The organism is Shewanella donghaensis (assembly GCF_007567505.1).
GTDB classification, from domain to species: domain Bacteria; phylum Pseudomonadota; class Gammaproteobacteria; order Enterobacterales; family Shewanellaceae; genus Shewanella; species Shewanella donghaensis.
Genome location: NZ_CP041783.1, coordinates 3002285 through 3016925, shown reverse-complemented (window position 1 = coordinate 3016925; position 14641 = coordinate 3002285). Strand labels below are relative to the sequence as shown.

At 40.2% G+C, this 14641-nt stretch carries 15 protein-coding genes; 13 read left to right on the top strand and 2 right to left on the bottom strand.

Annotated features, from left to right (window positions below; genetic code table 11):
* The first annotated feature begins 204 nt into the window (after positions 1-204).
* The 4 genes from FPK91_RS12795 (at position 205) to FPK91_RS12780 (ending at position 2443) form a co-directional block, all read left to right on the top strand.
* Positions 205-1500, top strand: coding sequence for a M28 family peptidase (locus FPK91_RS12795; protein WP_405127365.1), 1296 nt, complete (start codon positions 205-207; stop codon positions 1498-1500).
* A 29-nt stretch (positions 1501-1529) separates the two neighbouring features.
* Positions 1530-1790 carry a hypothetical protein gene (locus FPK91_RS12790; RefSeq protein ID WP_144211610.1) on the top strand — a complete coding sequence of 87 codons (261 nt, stop codon included), beginning with the start codon at positions 1530-1532 and terminating at the stop codon, positions 1788-1790.
* Between the two features lie 18 nt (positions 1791-1808).
* The gene (locus tag FPK91_RS12785) at positions 1809-2033 is read left to right on the top strand and encodes a hypothetical protein (protein ID WP_144211609.1); all 225 of its coding nucleotides are present in this window, start codon (positions 1809-1811) and stop codon (positions 2031-2033) included.
* 128 nt (positions 2034-2161) lie between these two features.
* Positions 2162-2443 (top strand): hypothetical protein, encoded by a 282-nt coding sequence (locus tag FPK91_RS12780; RefSeq protein WP_227006562.1) that lies wholly within the window; start codon positions 2162-2164, stop codon positions 2441-2443.
* 158 nt (positions 2444-2601) lie between these two features.
* On the opposite strand, the gene FPK91_RS12775 is transcribed toward FPK91_RS12780, so the two are convergent.
* Entirely contained in the window at positions 2602-3444 is an 843-nt protein-coding gene (locus tag FPK91_RS12775; RefSeq protein WP_144211608.1) for a 23S rRNA (adenine(2030)-N(6))-methyltransferase RlmJ, read from the bottom strand.
* Between the two features lie 151 nt (positions 3445-3595).
* On the opposite strand from FPK91_RS12775, the gene FPK91_RS12770 reads away from it, so the two are divergent.
* From FPK91_RS12770 to FPK91_RS12745, 6 genes are all read left to right on the top strand, one after another.
* A complete protein-coding gene (locus FPK91_RS12770; RefSeq protein WP_168926956.1) occupies positions 3596-4345 on the top strand; it encodes a class I SAM-dependent methyltransferase in 750 nt (249 codons plus the stop codon).
* Between the two features lie 143 nt (positions 4346-4488).
* A complete protein-coding gene (locus FPK91_RS12765; RefSeq protein WP_144211606.1) occupies positions 4489-4998 on the top strand; it encodes a VF530 family protein in 510 nt (169 codons plus the stop codon).
* A 213-nt stretch (positions 4999-5211) separates the two neighbouring features.
* Positions 5212-6366, top strand: a complete 1155-nt coding sequence (locus FPK91_RS12760; RefSeq protein ID WP_144211605.1) for a BamA/TamA family outer membrane protein — start codon at positions 5212-5214, stop codon at positions 6364-6366.
* 40 nt (positions 6367-6406) lie between these two features.
* A complete protein-coding gene (locus FPK91_RS12755; RefSeq protein ID WP_227006561.1) occupies positions 6407-7273 on the top strand; it encodes a hypothetical protein in 867 nt (288 codons plus the stop codon).
* 247 nt (positions 7274-7520) lie between these two features.
* Positions 7521-7811: an ASPIC/UnbV domain-containing protein gene (locus tag FPK91_RS12750; protein ID WP_144211604.1), complete on the top strand. Its 291-nt coding sequence runs from the start codon at positions 7521-7523 to the stop codon at positions 7809-7811.
* Positions 7812-8060: 249 nt separating this feature from the next.
* On the top strand, positions 8061-9941 hold the full coding sequence (locus tag FPK91_RS12745; protein ID WP_144211603.1) for a tetratricopeptide repeat-containing diguanylate cyclase: 1881 nt from the start codon (positions 8061-8063) through the stop codon (positions 9939-9941).
* A 7-nt stretch (positions 9942-9948) separates the two neighbouring features.
* Here the strand turns inward: FPK91_RS12745 and FPK91_RS12740 are convergent, their stop codons facing one another.
* A complete protein-coding gene (locus tag FPK91_RS12740) occupies positions 9949-10407 on the bottom strand; it encodes a hypothetical protein (RefSeq protein WP_144211602.1) in 459 nt (152 codons plus the stop codon).
* Positions 10408-10700: 293 nt separating this feature from the next.
* On the opposite strand from FPK91_RS12740, the gene FPK91_RS12735 reads away from it, so the two are divergent.
* From FPK91_RS12735 to FPK91_RS12725, 3 genes are read left to right on the top strand one after another with little or no spacing between them, the layout of a single operon-like run.
* Complete coding sequence (locus FPK91_RS12735) at positions 10701-11552, top strand: HAD-IIB family hydrolase (RefSeq protein ID WP_144211601.1); 852 nt, start codon at positions 10701-10703, stop codon at positions 11550-11552.
* Position 11553: 1 nt separating this feature from the next.
* Positions 11554-12774, top strand: a complete 1221-nt coding sequence (locus tag FPK91_RS12730; RefSeq protein WP_144211600.1) for a glycosyltransferase family protein — start codon at positions 11554-11556, stop codon at positions 12772-12774.
* 42 nt (positions 12775-12816) lie between these two features.
* Complete coding sequence (locus FPK91_RS12725; protein WP_144211599.1) at positions 12817-14559, top strand: sugar phosphorylase; 1743 nt, start codon at positions 12817-12819, stop codon at positions 14557-14559.
* Positions 14560-14641: the final 82 nt, after the last annotated feature.

Below are 14641 nucleotides of genomic sequence, written 5' to 3'. Positions count from 1 at the left end.
GAACAAAAATAATATTTGAGGGCGCGACTAACTCTTAAATATCGCACTTAAATATTGTACTTAAATAAAGCACCTAAACAAGAGGATGATATGAACAGCAATAAACAAAAAATGATAAAAAAATGCTATCAGTTCATTGGAGTACTGTCGGTATTAAGCGTTAACTTAATCGGTTTCAATGCGATTGCGGCGCAGAAAAGTCATATGGCGCCGTCAGAAGAAGATATGCGTTTATATGATATTGCCACAGCCCCAAAGGCCGACAGGTTACGTAGCGATGTGGAGAAATTAGTGAGCTTTGGCACTCGTCATACTTTATCTGAAACACAATCTGATACCCAAGGTATTGGCGCAGCAAGGCGATGGATTAAAACTGAATTCGAACGCATATCAGCTGATTGCGGCGGCTGTTTAGAAGTGGTTATGGTGGGGGAGAAGGTCAGTGGCAAGCGCATCCCAGATCCTACTGAAGTGGTTAACGTATTTGCGATTCAACGAGGCACAACAGATCCTAATCGTGTGGTGATGATGAGTGGTGATATTGATTCTCGAGTAACCGATCCAATGGATTTTACTTCAGTGTCACCAGGGGCAAATGATAATGCATCAGGGGTAGCCGGCGCACTGGAAGCCGCGCGAGTGCTGTCGAAATATCAGTTCAATGGCACCATTGTTTACGTAGCCCTATCAGGTGAAGAGCAAGGTCTATATGGCGGTGATGTGCTAATTAATTACGCTAAAAAGCATAACTGGCAAGTCCAAGCGGTGTTGAATAATGACATGATTGGTAATATTGCTGGGATTAATGGTGTTATCAACAATTCTACTGTTCGAGTCTTTTCTGAAGGTGTAAGAATTGCAGAAACTAAAGAAGAGGCCAAAGAGCGCTATTTTAGCGGCGGCGAAAATGATTCTGCTTCACGTAACCTTGCACGAAAAATTAAAACCTTAGTGGATCAATACATGACCAATCTTGATGTCATGTTGGTTTATCGTTTAGATCGTTTTGGCCGTGGCGGACATCATCTACCCTTTAATAAAGCAGGCATGCCAGCAGTCAGAGTGATGGAAGCTAATGAGCATTATGATCGTCAGCATCAAGATATTCGCACTGAAAATGGTATTGAATATGGTGATGTGATTGAGGGTGTTGATTTTGATTTTAATGCCAAACTCACAGCATTAAATGCCATTAGTTTGGCTTCAATGGCGTGGGCGCCTGAACCACCAAAAGGGTTGAAAATCGAAGGCATTATGCAGCCCGACACCAAGCTTCAATGGCAGCCGCAACCAAACAAGAACATATTAGGTTATCGGGTTTATTGGCGCTCAACGACTGAATCAGAATGGAGTCATAGTCGTTACGTGGGTAATGTGAATGAATTTATTATGAAAAACATGGTCATAGATAATTATGTCTATGGCGTTGCCAGTGTGGGCGACAACGGTAATACCAGTCCTGTGGTATTCCCAGGAGCGGCTGGTGCATTTTTTAAATAGATTTATATGATGTAAAAATAAGGAGTAGGATGAAGAAAAGGATTTTACTGGCAAGTTTATTACTGCCAATGTTATTGAACACGGCTTGCTCATCATCAAGCGCCACCAATGCAGGCTGTGATTTTGTTCGCGGCACGGCAGAAAGTAATTCAGATAGACGCGAACGTGACTCAGGCCCGGGAGCAACTACCAGCGATTCACATGATGGTGATATTATTGTTGGTATTTTTACCGCCCTAATCGGACTAGTAGTACGACCTTTCAACGACAACGGTGATGAATGCATATAGCTTATATCGCATCAGTAATTGTTTAAAAAAAAAGCCCGTGTAATTAGTTTGGCTTCAATGGAGTGGACTCCTGAACCGACTAAAGGATTGAAAATCGGTGGCATTATGCAGCAAGATACCAAGCTTCAATGTCTGCCTCAACCGAGTAAGAACATATCAGGTTATCGGTCTATTGGCGCTCAACGACTGCATCTGAATGGAGTCATAGCCGTTACGTCGGTAATGCGAATGAATTTATACTAAAATGTATGGTCATAGATAATAATGCCTTCGGCGTTGCCAGTGGTGGTGACAGCGTTAATGCAAGTTCTGTGGTATTTCTGGGTACGTTCTTTTAAGAAAATTTACAAAGTGTGAAAATAAGGATTAATATGAATAAATGGATATTATTAACAAGCTTATTGGTACCAATAGTATTAATGAGCGCATGTTCATCTCAAACCGCAGCCAATGCGGCTTGTGACTTTGTCACGGGTGCACACGGTAATGCTAAAGAAAGGGAAATTGCAGAGTCTCGTCCTGAAAATACTTCGTCAGTTGGGTCAACTCGCGACGATGTAAAGGAAGGTTTTTTTAGTGCGATATTTGGTTCGCTTGATCGCAAACTTAACGATGATGATGAATGTGTTCAGCGTCAGTATTTTGAAACATGATCCGCTGACACTTGCCATTAGCTTAAGTTCGCTCAAATATACTGATAAATAGGCGTATACTCCCTTTATTGCATTTTTTTAAGCCCATGTAATTTGCATTACACGGGCTTTTTTGTGACTGTTTTTTACTAACGTGTTACTAATATTTAGCTAAAAGATTATTCAGGTACTTCTAACTTAACCACTGTTTTTCCGCCGCTTTGACCAAGACAGCGCTCTAGGTAATCTAATGTCTCTTTCGCAGTAGTATCTAACTTCCATGGCGGGTTAATCACCCATAAACCTGCTGCAGTCATACCAAAGACATTATTATCAGGCGTGATTGACTGCTCAATTCTCAGTTGATTTTTAATACCGCTATCAGCCAATATTTTCAACATCGCTTCGGTTTGGGCTCTATCAACCACTGGATACCAAAGCATATAAACACCAGTAGAAAAACGTTTATGCGCCTTGATGATGGCATGGGCAACATCTTGGTAATCGGTCTTCATTTCGTAACTTGGATCAATCAAAGCTACAGCGCGGCGTTCAAGTGGTGGTACTGCACCAATTAAGCCTTTCAAGCCATCACCTTTAACGACACGAACATGTCTGTCATCAGCAAACTGCTCATCAAGTGAAGCAAAGTCAGTACCGTGTAATTCATGTAATACCATGCGATCTTTTTCACGCATGTTCATATCAACAAAAGCAGGAGAACCAGGGTAAAAAGACAATTCTTCCTCACCTTGGTTGAAGTGTTTTACGTCTTCAATATACAGCTGCAATGATTCTGGTAAATCATCTTTACCCCAAAGCTTGGCTACGCCATCTAAGTATTCGCCGGTTTTCTTTGAAAACTCATCAGTTAGCGAATAACCGCCAGCACCCGCATGACTATCAATATAGGCCATAGGCTTATCTTTTTTGTGCATGAGTTTAAGCACTTGCAGCAACATAGTGTGCTTAAGTACATCGGCATAATTGCCGGCATGATAACCGTGGCGGTAACTTAACATGTGAGTGTCCGAATATTAGTAAGCAGTGGAAACTGCAAGATGCACACATTATAGGGGCTAACTAGTAACAGGTATAGGTATTCACTGTTGCAGGCTTTTGGCATAATAGCTTTGAGTCTATTAAATACTGGAATTACTTTTGCAAATACCGATGTTTTTTAATCAGCAATATCCGTCACTGGTTGATATTAGTGAGCGTTGGGGTTTTGAGTGGGATAAAGAGGCGCAATTTGAATTGCGCTTTGAACATAATACTCTGAGCTTACATAAGCGAGATGAACCAAAACTTGACGGAATTAGTGTCGATTTTATTTCAGGTGCTGTTGCTCACCGCCGTAAATTTGGTGGTGGTCGAGGTCAATCAATTGCAAAAGCGGTGGGACTTAAACAAGGTGTTACTCCTACGGTCGTCGATGGTACAGCAGGTTTAGGCCGTGATGCCTTTGTGTTAGCTAGCCTTGGTTGTAATGTCATTATGGTAGAGCGTCATCCCGTCGTGGCAGCGTTACTTGAAGATGGGCTTCGCCGTGCTTATGAAGACGCAGAAATTGGTGAGTGGATGCAAGAGCGCATGAGTTTGTTCCATGGCTCGAGCATTAATGCCTTAGCCGATGCCGCGAAAACGTCAGGCACCGAGATTGATGTGGTGTATTTAGATCCAATGTACCCACATCGTGAAAAGTCTGCGCTAGTAAAAAAAGAGATGCGGGTCTTCCAAACATTAGTGGGCGCCGATCTTGATGCCGATGGACTGCTAAAACCTGCGCAAGCGTTGGCTACAAAACGTGTGGTAGTGAAACGTCCTGATTATGCTGAAGATTTGGATGGAGTAAAACCTAGTATGGTTATTGCGACCAAGAAAAATCGCTTTGATGTGTATGTGAAAGCGGCAATGAAGTAGTGATTAATAGAAGTGGTACAAAATAGAGTGCCACTAACAATCATGAAAAATATCTCAATATAAACAGTGAAAAACGCTATAATGTGCACAGCAGCTTAAATATAGCTGTATTCCTTTAATCACTATTTTTTACAGAGCCTTACATGACTGAAAAGCAACAGAATAATCCACTTCACGGCCTGAGTTTAGACATCATGATGACTGAGCTTGTTGATTTTTATGATTGGAAAGTGCTTTATGCTGCAATGAGGTTGGAGTGTTTTAACCTTAATCCAAGTATGGAAGCGAGTATCAAGTTTCTTAAAAAAACTGAGTGGGCTAGAGAGCGAGTTGAGTCTTTCTATCTTTATCGTTTCAAGCAAATGCCAAAAGGTACTGCTGAACAGTTTGAACTAAAACCAAGAGCTCGCGGTTTTGCTGATGGTATCGTGCCACGTAAACCGCAAGAGTTAACGGTTGAATTGTTGGATGAACAGCGCGCTAAAGCGACTGAAAATTACGAAGAAATGAAATCGAAAAAAGAGCGTCCACGTTTTGGCAGCGACAAGCCAAGACAACAAGATGCCTATGCTCAAAATCGTGATTCAGGTTCTAAGTCTGGCACCAAAAGAGCCGCGCCTTCGCAAGACCCTAGTAACCCTTGGGGCAAATAACCTTCCGCGATTATTGTTTTGTGAACCATTAGAATCCCTATGAAAAATGCTGTTACTTTTGTAACAGCATTTTTTATTTTTTCAGTTCTGTTAAAATGCGCTCGGCAAATCATATGACTGCTAGAAAGTGAGTATTATGTTCCAAAATTACAGCTTGATTTTGTTTATCAATAATCAGCACCTTCTTATTCCTCATCATTTATTAGAGTTGTTATGAAACGGATTTTACTTCTAAGCCTGCTTGCTTTATCTCACTCGACCTTCGCTGTTGAGCCTTTATTTGAAACACCTGAAGATATGGAGCCGACATGGGTTGATGATATTTTTTCAGTCTTTGGCGCCGATGGTGAATTTGATGACAGTAAAGATATTGATATGAGTTATTTACCAACGGCTTATTACACTCCAGAGAAAAAGTTTGGTGTGGGTTTGTTGATGGTGGGGCTATATAAAACCGATGGTGCAGCGAGTGAAGAACAACCTTCATCTCTAGTGCTTAACTCATTCGTGTCGATGAATAAGTCTTACGGTGTTGAAATCGAGAACATGACTTTTTTCAACCAAGGTAAGCAACGTTTATTACTTGAAGTCGACCTGCACAACGAAGCCGCCGTTTACTACGGTCAAGGTATTGAAGATGGCAACCTAGATATAAATGAGCATGAGTTTGAAGAGCAAGTTTACCGCTTCAAACCGCGTTGGATGACAGAAGTAACAGATAATTACTTTATTGGTGTCGGTGCTGATTTTTTATATGCCAGCGCAGATAACCTTGAACGGGTCGATACTGAAATGCCAGTCGATGCCAAAGGGACGTTACCGAGCAACTTCAGTTCAGGCGTGGTGGTAACCAGTGTGTATGATTCGCGCGATTACCGATTAAATGCGACCAAAGGTTGGTTATTTCAGATTGATGCCGGCTTATACCAAAATGATGAGTACTCTTCATTTTCAACTTACGATATTGAGATAGCCAATTATATTGATTTAAGCTCTATGTCTGCGCCAGGGTTAATCGCTTGGCAAGTGCAAGGTCATTTTACTGATGGCGATGTGCCTTGGAACTTATTACCTGATCTCGGCGGTTCTAGTGGGATGCGCGGCTATATTAAAGGGCGTTACCGTGATGAACAAATGATGATGGGACAAGTTGAATATCGCTTACCTATATTCCAACGTTATGGCATGGTTTTTTGGGGAGCGGTGGGTAGTGTGGCTCCTAAAGTCAGCGATTTAACTGAAGAGCTGTTAACGTCTTATGGCACAGGTTTTCGTTTTAAACTTAAAGACAATATTAATTTACGCTTTGATATAGGTGTTGGTGAAAATGAAACTAACTTCTACCTTAATGTGAATGAAGTTTTTTAATCATTTTTACCCTTACCATACCCTGACAGAGCCCAATTAGATGAAGACATTGATCACCTCAAGTAAACATAAGTCGGCTTTACTCGGCCGATTTGGATTGGCGGCGATGTCTTTTTTATCTATTTTCAGGGCTGTAGTCCTATTGATGGGCGTGGCGACGAATACCGCCATTGCCAATACCGATAAAGATAAAGATAACATCAGTAACCAATCGCCGGCTATAACAGTAAACTTACCTATTGTTCAGGTTGAAGAGTGTCATCGTAAGGCAAATTATTCTATTTATTTAAGTGGTTTACATACTGGGACTATGGATAGAACCGAGATTTGGCAAGGTCAAAGTGCCGTAATTACTTCTATAAGTAAGGCCAGTATTTTAGGAATAGGAACACAATATCATCAACGTGCAGAGTTATCATGGTCTGAACAAACCAACCAATGGCTAACGATTAATTTTCATCAAAAAGTATCAGGTTTTCGCTCTAGAGATATGCAGGTGACGTTTAATTCTAATGGCCTCGAGTCGCGAGTTAATCTTGATGGCGATATTGATAGCTACGCATCAACAAATATTCCTTTGCGGGATGTGGATACCCTGGCTATTCAAATGCGCGAGCATTTACTCCAAGGCCGTCAGCAATTTGCATTAATCAGGCAAGCTTCAGATGCGATGGAATCATATCAGTACTATGTGAAACCACCTCAGACCCAAACAATAGAACCGTGGGGTGAATTATCATTGATCCCCGTAGAGCAAACCGGTGCAGAAGATATTACTTACTATTTTGCTCCTTCTTTAGATTATCAATTAGTTAAAGCGCGTTATCATGGCATTATCCTACAAGGTGTCGTAGAGCTTGATAGCTATAGCTCTACTTGTGGACCTATCTCCGTACAGTCTCGTTAATATTACTTTAAGCTATTGTAAATAAGTGCTTTTGTTTAAATCCTTCTTAATCATATGAATTAATCTTGCTTGTATATACAAGCTTGAGATGGTTAATGATTTCAACTGTAATTGAACATTTTTCAGCAGGCTTTTCAATGGACTTCCTCTTGTTGCTTTAGACTAAATTTTTAATGTGTGGGTTGTTCTGTTTAGTTGCTGAACCATTAAATCTAAATAAACATATGGTGTTTGTTGGTGTTTATTGATGTTGTCAAAGATTGATATCGATTTAATAGAGAATGTTAAGACGAAGCTATGTTGTGCTAGAAAGGTGATACAAAATGCCATTGTTGAGCTCAATGCTTGTGGTCAGCAATATATCAGGATGGTGGGTGCGAGTTTTGCGGTATGTTCACACAGCATGGATACGCAAGTGCATATCGGGCTGGGTTTATGTGAAACCATTGAGTCTGCAAAAGTGACATGGTCAAACTTAAATGTATCGATATTTAAAATTACACAATTGAATACGCAAATTGATACCGAGAGTAAGTGATTTCTAGAGAGTATTTACCACTTACTGACGATTATTAGTATCGATATTAGCGTGATTATAAGCTAACTATATGGCTGAAAACCTTGATGACTACTCACTATTAGTCATTATTATATTACAGGGAATAAGTGTTATAGATGTAACTTAACGTAACAATTATACGATAAATCAATATTTTATAAATAAAGACATATCATGTTCTTATTATCTCGATATACTACAAAAGTGTTATTGGGAGTAGAGGTGAATATGGAGAGGTTCAGTACGAGAAGATTTACAGCATGGCTGTGTAGTTTTCTTTTCGTGGTCAGCGTTAATGGATTTGCAAATGAAGCCTTAATTCAGTTAGAAAAATCAGCTGAGGCACTTTCTCCTGCAGAAGGTATCGAGTTATTAGATCAATTTGATCTCGATAACAGTGAATTTGATGCTGAATCCCAAGCAAAATTTTATTTTCTTTATGGTCAACTTTATGAAAAAACTCGCCAACTAGATTTGTCGATTGCCAGTTACGGTAAAGGCATTGCGTTCGTTAAAGACCTCCCCGTCACTGATGTTTTAGTCGATAGTTACTTAGAACGATCTTTTGCGCATTACCTGCAAACTAATGATCCCAGCGTTTATTGTATCGACAGAAAACAGGCCTTAATTTATGCCCGCCAAAATGATAACTCCCAATTACTGACCAAGGCCTTAACCCAAAACGCTTTTTGTTATACAGAGCCTGCAACGGTGCAAATCGGTATTGATTTACTGGAAGAGGCCATGACGATTGTTGATAAAAGTGACAAGATCAATACACATCGTAAGGCAATGATTTATAACGCGACAGGAAACCTATACCGACAAGTTGGCTTGCATCAGCGTGGTTATGAAAACTTTGAAAAAGCCTACCTAGCCTGGCAAATTATTGATGACAAAGAAGACATGTTTAATATGCAGCACAACATGTTAAGTGAGGCATTAAAGTTAGGTGATTGGAGCAAAGCACAACAAAGTATTCAAGTGCAATTTGCCTTAGCTAAAATGACCAAAGGTTATAAGGATTTACTCTTTTTTGCTAATTTAAACGCAGGTCGTGTGGCGCTTAGAATGAATGAATTTTCTGAGGCGATAACGCATTTAGAAAAGGCTGTCTCTTTACATTACACCACCAAAGAACGTTATTTTAAAACCAGTAATTACCTCTTTTTGGCATTAGCCTATTTAAGAAATGGTGATGCAGATAAAGCCACTGAGATGGCACGAAAGTTTACTCAAGACGAGAGTTTCAGTAAGAATCAACAAAGTATGATCCTTAAAGGAAAAGCGATTGTTGCTTTAGGTGATAACCGACCAGTTGATGCGATGAACATGCTACTGAAAGTCATCGACTCCGAACGGGAAGTTAACCAAAATATTATTAATAAGAAAGTCATCAATTCAGCCCTTGAGCATAATGCGAAACTAGCAGTGTTTGAAAATCAGTTACTGGCCAATAAGCTGGCTATTAATGAATTAAATTGGGAGGCGGCAGAGGATAAAGAGCACATTAATGAGCTTAAATTAAGCTTGTTTTTAGTCTTAGTATTGGTGCTTTTTGCCATGGTGATGGTCTTACTATACTCCCAGCGTTCATTGAGAGCCCGTGCACAAACAGACTTTTTAACCGGTCTTTATAATCGTGGCTATACCTTCACCCGAGGGCAGTATTTAGTTGAAAAAGCGAATAGAAAACAACAGTCAGTTGCGGTGATTATTTTTGATATTGATAATTTTAAACTGATAAATGATACCCATGGTCATCATATTGGTGATCTTGCATTGCAGGCGTTGTCCAAGCGTGCTCAAGCATTGTTAAAAAAACAAGATTTGATTGGTCGTATTGGTGGGGAAGAGTTCCTTATCGTGCTGCCAAACGTTAATTTAAAGCAAGCACTGGTTATTTCTGAGCGTTTAAGAGCCGGTATAGCTGAACAATCTTTCAGTTTTGATGATATCAATCTCGAATTCACCATTAGCTTAGGTGTCGCTGATAATCTTAGCGAGGGCAAAAGCCTAAACGATTTAGCAAAGTATGCTGATGAAGCACTTTACCGAGCAAAGTTTGCCGGCAAGAATAAAGTGTACATTGCTGCAGAGTGCGCATAATTGGTCACTACATATCATCCATGCGATTCACTGCCTGTACTAATTGCTTATATCGTTGATTTAGTGACTCACTGATATTTTGTAATTGGTTATGCATTTCATTATTGGGTATGACACTGACGGTAACATTAAGCCAATTGATAGTTTGACTGTGTAAGTCATGCACATGCTCCATTAAGTCGTCAGTAGTAATATCCGCATTAACATAAAGCTGTTTAGATGAATTGATGATGGACTTTTCAATGTCCTCATCAATCCACGTTTGCAGCAAGGCTTCTGGCATTCTGAGTTTTACGTCTTTCAAGAACTGGGTATTTTCTTGTTGTTTATCGTATAGGTAATGCAGCAACATTCTCGTGCGTTCCACCTTCACCTCATTGATTAAGCGCTCATAGGTGCTGCCGATAGCGACATATACTTCAATTAGATGATCGAGCACTTCAAAAGCTTGATTAAATCGCATCATCTTTCCTTAATAAATAAAACCTGACTGAGCTGTATTTATAAAGTTTAGTTGAATAAGTTTCTTTGTAAAATTGCACTATATTGGTGCGCTTTTTGAATTAAAACCCAGCATTCCTCATTAATATATCCCACGTTATGAACAATGTAATTCTTTTGCGATAAATAAATAGCTAATAAATTCAATGTTTAATATATGGTTTCTCACCAAATTAGTGCGGTCGTTAATAAGCTGGCATGTAACCTGAAACGTTTTTAGCAGTTGAAGAATTGTTTGCGTAACGAAAGGGAATACAGATGACCACACGACCGCTGATATTTACAGATATGGATGGTACTTTGCTTGATCACTTTGATTACAGCTTTTCTAGCGCAATTGATGTGATTGAAGGATTGAATGAAAAGAAAATCCCAATAATCCCCAACACCAGTAAAACCTTCGCTGAAATGGAAAAATTTCAGCAAACAATCGGTTTTAACTCACCGTTTATTTCGGAAAATGGTGCAGTGATATATATCCCCATTGGTTATTTCGATAATCAACCCATAGATACGATTACTCAGGGATATTACTGGGTTAAAGAATTTTGCCAACAAAGAAGCCATTGGCTGTCGTTATTAACGCTCGAAGCAATAGAGTTCGCTGGAGACTATATTGGTTTTTCTTCACTCAGCGCTGAAGAGTTATGTGAATTAACCGACCTAGCACCTGATAAAGCCGCTTTAGCCTTAGTAAGGCATTATTCCGAACCACTGCTGTGGACGAGCGATGAACCGCGTAAACAAGCGTTTATTGAGCACATGAAAAGTCTTGGCGCTAATATGCTACAAGGCGGACGTTTTTTACATGTGGGTGGTCATACAGATAAAGGCCTCGCCATGGATTGGTTAGCACAAGTGTATGCCAACCAATATCAAACCTGCGTACAAACTATTGCCTTAGGTGATAGTGGTAACGATAGTGCCATGCTAGAGGCCGCAGATATCGCCATTCAAATAAAATCGCCAACACATACTTTTCCGCAGATTCACACATCTTCCCAACCTATTCAAAGTAGCCATTATGGCCCTAAGGGCTGGGCCGAGTGCTTACAAGCATTGTTTTTAAACTGTAATTCTTCAACGTCATTGACGCATAAGGAGGCTTAACATGGCTGATTTTTACCAGAATGGGATAGTGACTACGCTACATAACCTTACCCAGCGAACGCATGAAGAAATGGAGCAAGAGTTACTTAAATTTTCTAAGACTCGACCACTAGGGTTGATTTTACCTTCACTATTTTCAGAATTAGAAGGCGAGGCACTCCCGGCAATTATTAATAAGTTGAAACAAGTGCCTTATCTCAATGAAATTGTGATTGGCTTAGATAGAGCCGATAAAGAACAATATCAACAAGCCCTAGGATTTTTTAATCAGCTGCCACAACACCATCGAGTGTTATGGAACGATGGACCAAGACTGCAAGCACTCGATGCCAAGTTAAGTAAGCTTGGTCTTGCCCCTAAAGAACTGGGTAAAGGCCGCAATGTTTGGTATTGCATGGGCTATATTTTGGCATCAGGAAAGACTGAATCGGTGGCATTACATGACTGCGACATTGTGACTTATGAGAAATCCTTACTGGCAAGGTTGCTTTATCCGGTTGCCAATCCACAGTTTAACTACGAGTTTAGTAAGGGGTTTTATGCACGTGTATCCGACGGAAAAATTAATGGCCGTGTGTCACGTTTATTAGTCACACCATTGATTAAAGCCCTGCAAAGAGTGGTTGGTCATAATGAATACTTAGAATTTATGGACAGCTTTCGCTATCCATTAGCGGGTGAGTTTTCATTTCGCCGTGATGTATTAAATGACTTACGTATACCCAGCGATTGGGGTTTAGAAATTGGTGTTCTCAGTGAAATGCATCGCAACTATGCCCACAATCGTATTTGTCAGGTGGATATTGCTGATAACTATGACCATAAGCATCAAGAGTTATCGTTAAATAATGCTGAAGCGGGCTTATCAAAAATGTCGATTGATATCACCAAGGCGTTTTATCGAAAGTTAGCCACTCAAGGTGAAACATTCAGCACAGAAGCCTTTAGAACCTTAAAAGCGACTTACTATCGTATCGCTTTGGATTATGTCGAAACTTATCACAATGATGCTTTGATGAACGGGCTGACAACTGATATTCATATGGAAGAAAAAGCGGTGGAAATGTTTGCTCAAAATATCGTAACTGCGGGTCAGCGTTTTCTTGATAACCCAATGGAAACCCCATTTATGCCGACATGGAGCCGAGTTATTAGCGCCATGCCTGATGTGCTTGAGCAACTAAAAGACGCCGTGGAAGCTGATAATGCCGAGTTTATGTAATCGCGACTCTTGTGTGGTTAAAAAGCATCTTAAGGGGGAAGCATGACAGACATTAAGTCATTAAAGCTTAAGCTGGTTCAGCAGTTAGCTTGTATTTATCAAAATATAAATTTGAGTTGCTCGCTTGATGATATTGCCTCTGAGTTGATCGAGACAATGGTGATAACCAGTAACAGCCTTGAACCGCATCCATATGCTAATCATTGGTCGCAACAAGATGTCATCATGATCACCTATGGCGATAGCATCATCAAACAAGGTCAAGCGCCATTAAAAACCTTGGCTGAATTTATGGATGATTATCTTGAATGCATCAATGGAGTGCATATCTTACCTTTTTTCCCCTACAGCTCTGATGATGGCTTTTCTGTTATTGATTATTCTAGTGTGAATGATGGTCTTGGTGATTGGGCAGACATTAAGGCTATTGCCAGTAAACGGCGCTTGATGTCAGATTTGGTGATTAATCATTGTTCTAGCCGTAGTGCCTGGTTTCAAAACTTCATTAAAGGTGAAGGTATAGGCCATGATTACTTTTTTACCGCTGAAATTGATGATGATCTTTCAGCTGTTGTAAGACCAAGAACATCCGACTTACTAAGGCCAACGCCAACCGCTAAAGGCTTGAAAAATGTGTGGTGTACCTTTAGCCATGATCAAGTGGATTTTAATTTCAGGAACCCACAAGTATTATTAGAGTTTGTGAGAATCATTCGCCAGTACCTTGATGCTGGAGTGAATATCTTCCGTTTAGATGCGGTGGCATTCTTATGGAAAATAGTTGGCTCTAAATCTATCAACCTCGCGCAAACCCATGAAGTGATTCGGTTACTGCGAACGCTGATTGAACACGCTCAGAATAATGCTGTGGTCATTACTGAAACCAATATCCCTAACTCACAAAACCTGACTTACTTTGGTAATGCCAATGAAGCGCATTGTATATACAACTTCTCCTTGCCGCCGTTACTGATAAATACCTTAATTACTGGCAGCTGTTTATACCTCAAACGTTGGCAAATGAGCATGCCGCCGGCCCAAGATGGCACCACTTATTTTAATTTTATTGCGTCACATGATGGTGTCGGACTTAGACCGGTAGAAGGGCTATTGGAACAAAGCGAAATTAACACCCTCGTAGAAACCATGGCGATGTTTGGTGGAAAGATATCCAGCAGGACATCTGAAGATGGACAGCAACAGCCTTATGAGATAAATATCGCCTTAATCGATGCCTTAAAAGGTACGGTAAAAGGTCAAGACCAATTGGGGTTAGCAAGGTTTACTTGTGCTCATGCCATTATGTTCGGATTAGAGGGTATTCCAGGGGTGTATATTCACAGTTTACTTGGCACTCAAAATGACTATGAAAAACTCGAAAATACGGCCCAGAATCGTTCGATAAATCGTCATCGCTGGGATAGTGAGGTCTTAAATCAATTACTGGCAGATGATCACAATCAACATGCCAAAGTACTGGCATCGCTGACGAAATTAATCTGCATACGCACTAAGCAACGCGCCTTTAATCCAAATGCGACTCAGTTTACCTTACACTTGGGGCTGCAGTTATTCGGTTTTTGGCGCCAAAGCCGTGATAGAAGGCAAAGCATTTTTTGTATTAGTAATATTACAGATCAAGCGATGGATTTACCGCTGGGAGAACTTAATTTGATTGGCACTGAAACCTGGTTTGATCTTATTGATGGCGAGGTCATTGCTGATATTACTGCGGTGAAATTATTAGAGCCTTATCAAACGGTGTGGATAAGCAATGTCGCTTAACAGGGCAACCAATAAGGTAATTAACAGGGTGATTAATCGGTTTTTTATTAAGAAAAATGACAAAAAAAAGCAAGGGATTAAC

Excerpts from the sequence above, each read along its gene's own strand:
- FPK91_RS12795 (WP_405127365.1), top strand. The coding sequence starts at position 205 with ATGGCGCCGTCAGAAGAAGATATGCGTTTATATGATATTGCCACAGCC.
- FPK91_RS12790 (WP_144211610.1), top strand. The coding sequence starts at position 1,530 with ATGAAGAAAAGGATTTTACTGGCAAGTTTATTACTGCCAATGTTATTG.
- FPK91_RS12780 (WP_227006562.1), top strand. The coding sequence starts at position 2,162 with ATGAATAAATGGATATTATTAACAAGCTTATTGGTACCAATAGTATTA.
- FPK91_RS12775 (WP_144211608.1), bottom strand. The coding sequence starts at position 3,444 with ATGTTAAGTTACCGCCACGGTTATCATGCCGGCAATTATGCCGATGTA.
- FPK91_RS12770 (WP_168926956.1), top strand. The coding sequence starts at position 3,596 with ATGTTTTTTAATCAGCAATATCCGTCACTGGTTGATATTAGTGAGCGT.
- FPK91_RS12765 (WP_144211606.1), top strand. The coding sequence starts at position 4,489 with ATGACTGAAAAGCAACAGAATAATCCACTTCACGGCCTGAGTTTAGAC.
- FPK91_RS12760 (WP_144211605.1), top strand. The coding sequence starts at position 5,212 with ATGAAACGGATTTTACTTCTAAGCCTGCTTGCTTTATCTCACTCGACC.
- FPK91_RS12755 (WP_227006561.1), top strand. The coding sequence starts at position 6,407 with ATGAAGACATTGATCACCTCAAGTAAACATAAGTCGGCTTTACTCGGC.
- FPK91_RS12750 (WP_144211604.1), top strand. The coding sequence starts at position 7,521 with ATGTTGTCAAAGATTGATATCGATTTAATAGAGAATGTTAAGACGAAG.
- FPK91_RS12745 (WP_144211603.1), top strand. The coding sequence starts at position 8,061 with ATGGAGAGGTTCAGTACGAGAAGATTTACAGCATGGCTGTGTAGTTTT.
- FPK91_RS12740 (WP_144211602.1), bottom strand. The coding sequence starts at position 10,407 with ATGATGCGATTTAATCAAGCTTTTGAAGTGCTCGATCATCTAATTGAA.
- FPK91_RS12735 (WP_144211601.1), top strand. The coding sequence starts at position 10,701 with ATGACCACACGACCGCTGATATTTACAGATATGGATGGTACTTTGCTT.
- FPK91_RS12730 (WP_144211600.1), top strand. The coding sequence starts at position 11,554 with ATGGCTGATTTTTACCAGAATGGGATAGTGACTACGCTACATAACCTT.
- FPK91_RS12725 (WP_144211599.1), top strand. The coding sequence starts at position 12,817 with ATGACAGACATTAAGTCATTAAAGCTTAAGCTGGTTCAGCAGTTAGCT.